This window comes from Candidatus Eisenbacteria bacterium (assembly GCA_018831195.1).
Taxonomy (GTDB): domain Bacteria; phylum Eisenbacteria; class RBG-16-71-46; order CAIMUX01; family JAHJDP01; genus JAHJDP01.
In genome coordinates this window covers 1-2374 of record JAHJDP010000064.1, presented here as the reverse complement: position 1 = coordinate 2374, position 2374 = coordinate 1, and the positions used below count along the sequence as shown (strand labels likewise).

The following is a 2374-nucleotide window of genomic DNA, read 5'->3' as shown; positions in this document are numbered from 1 at the left end:
ATTCACACTTACTAATGGTATAGGTACCGTTATCGGGGCCTATAGACTTGGAGGTGGAATCATATGTCTGAATTCATCTGCGACTATCAAGAATAACAGGATTAGCCATAACTCAGTAACGGGTTCTGGCGGTGGAATCTACTGTATTGATCAGTTTTCATTTCCGGAAATAACAAATAACGTCATTTCCGAAAACATAGCTGATTACATCGGAGGTGGGATCCTGTGCTATGATGATTCCTCTCCACAAGTAAACTTGAGAGTACCGTATTCTCGCCTACCGTGACGCCTTCCCTTTTGTAATCTGCATGTTCAATTTTGACAGTTCAATGCTCAAGTCGATCCACTGGTCAATCAAGTTTTTGAAACGCTTGTAGGTGGCGATCTGCTTGCGAATATCTGCCACACACTCTTGTCGGATATACTCAGTGCGACTCCTCATGTTTCGAGTATAGCTGATCTGCCAGTAAGGTCCTACACTTTCTTTTGGCTTCTTATACTGACGTGTTAGTGACCCAGGGCGCATAGGACCAATCACCTTAAGGGCGTCCTTGATCCGATCAAGTTTCCGTTCGATCTGTTGGACTTTAATTTTACTCATTGGGCCTCCTTTTTATTTATTATATTAATAGTATAGCATGTATATGCTATACTATTAATATGACGTTGGCAATCTCAAAAATTAATTAAATTAAAAAGGAAGCCGCTCATGCTATGGAGACATTGGTGGAAACTCGTGTGCCAGCTACGTCCAGCCTGTGCCCGGACCCGGACGTTCCTATGGATGGTTACCTGCATTGCGGGAATGACGGTTCGCAAAGATCTCATGGGGGTGACCAGCATCATACGCGCTTTGGGGCTCATGCCGGTTTGTTATGACCGAATCCTGGATTTCTTTCATAGCCCCGCACTAAACCTCGACAAGCTAACCCACGCCTGGCGGCACCTGGTATTCAAACATCACCCCGGTATCCTTCGAATTGGGGGAAGGCCCGTGCTCGTGGGCGATGGAATCAAGATCGCCAAGTCGGGACGAAAGATGCCCGCGGTGAAAAAACTCCACCAACAGTCCGAATCCAACACCAAACCGGAGTTCATCTTCGGACATTCCTGCCAGGCCGTCGCCGTTCTGGCGCAAGCCTTATCCAGCGTATTCGCCGTGCCGCTGACGTGCCGGATCCACGAAGGCGTGGTCTTCACCAATCGTGACAAGAGAACGCTCCTCGACAAGATGGTCCTGTTGATCGATTCGCTGGGCATCCCCGAACCATTTTACTTCGTGGCCGACGCCTACTATGCCACCGGAAAAATCATTCGCGGAATGCTCGCGAAAGGAAACCATCTGGTGACGCGTGTCAAGAGCAATGCCACGGCTTGGTTTCCGGCAACACCTCTGACGCCGGAGGTGCCGCCCCGCAGGGGAAGAAAGAAAAAATACGGGAGAAAAATAAAGGTCGCATCCCTGCTGCAAGACCTCGGTAAACTCCAGACGGAAAAAAGCCCCGTCTACGGGGAGAAAAAGGTGACGCTAAAATTCAAAACCGCCGATCTCTTGTGGCGCCCCGTCGGCATTCTTGTACGTTTTGTAGCCGTGATTCATCCCCATCGTGGGGTCATCCTGCTGATGAGCACAGACCTGAATCTGGAGCCCCTGGAGATCATTCGAATTTATGGACTGCGCTTCAAGATCGAGCTGTCCTTCAAGCAAGCGCTCCGAGTCATCGGAACGTATGCCTATCACTTTTGGATGGCGGCCATGACTCCGTTGCCTCGTAAAAGCGGTAACCAGCATCTACACCGAAAATCCAAACACTACCGGGATGATATTCGGCGGAAGATGGGCGCTTATCACCGACACATTCAACTCGGACTCATTGCCCAGGGGTTGCTTCAGATACTGGCGGCCATGGTTCCACAGTTGATTTGGCGTTCATTTGGCTCGTGGATTCGTACCATACGTCCCGGCTTGGCCCCTTCCGAACAGGTCACTGCCATCGCCCTCAGAAGTTCGCTTCCGGAATTTCTCGCAGGTTCCGGTGATGACCAAATCTTCACGAAATTCCTGCACGAACGTATTGATCTATCGAGAACCGAAGGAATCGGACTTGTCGCGTAACCGATCGATATGAAAATGCGGTACTCTCAAGTAACTCTTGAAGATGAGTTACCGCTTATCTCAATATTTAATGTTCCTTGAGGCAATTTAGAAAATTGAAAATAACCGTCATTATCAGTTATAGCAGTAAGTAATAAGCGCCCACTATTCCCTTTAATGTAAGCACCTGAATAAACGTCAGGCCCTAAGTAAACTTGTGCAATTATTGAACCTCCATTGTTTAATCCTAAATGAATATTATGTTCTAATGCATCCTTT

The 2374-nt window shown here is 48.2% G+C and carries 3 protein-coding genes; 1 reads left to right on the top strand and 2 read right to left on the bottom strand.

The genetic code is table 11. From position 1 onward, the window contains the following. Nucleotides 1-277 precede the first annotated feature (277 nt). On the bottom strand, nt 278-601 hold the full coding sequence (locus tag KJ970_11120) for a hypothetical protein (protein MBU2691467.1): 324 nt from the start codon (nt 599-601) through the stop codon (nt 278-280). A 108-nt stretch (nt 602-709) separates the two neighbouring features. Between KJ970_11120 and KJ970_11115 the strand changes: the two genes are divergently transcribed. After that, entirely contained in the window at nt 710-2116 is a 1407-nt protein-coding gene (locus KJ970_11115; protein MBU2691466.1) for a transposase, read from the top strand. Nucleotides 2117-2142: 26 nt separating this feature from the next. Here the strand turns inward: KJ970_11115 and KJ970_11110 are convergent. Further along, a partial coding sequence (locus tag KJ970_11110; GenBank protein ID MBU2691465.1) for a carboxypeptidase-like regulatory domain-containing protein occupies nt 2143-2374 on the bottom strand: 232 nt, incomplete at its 5' end.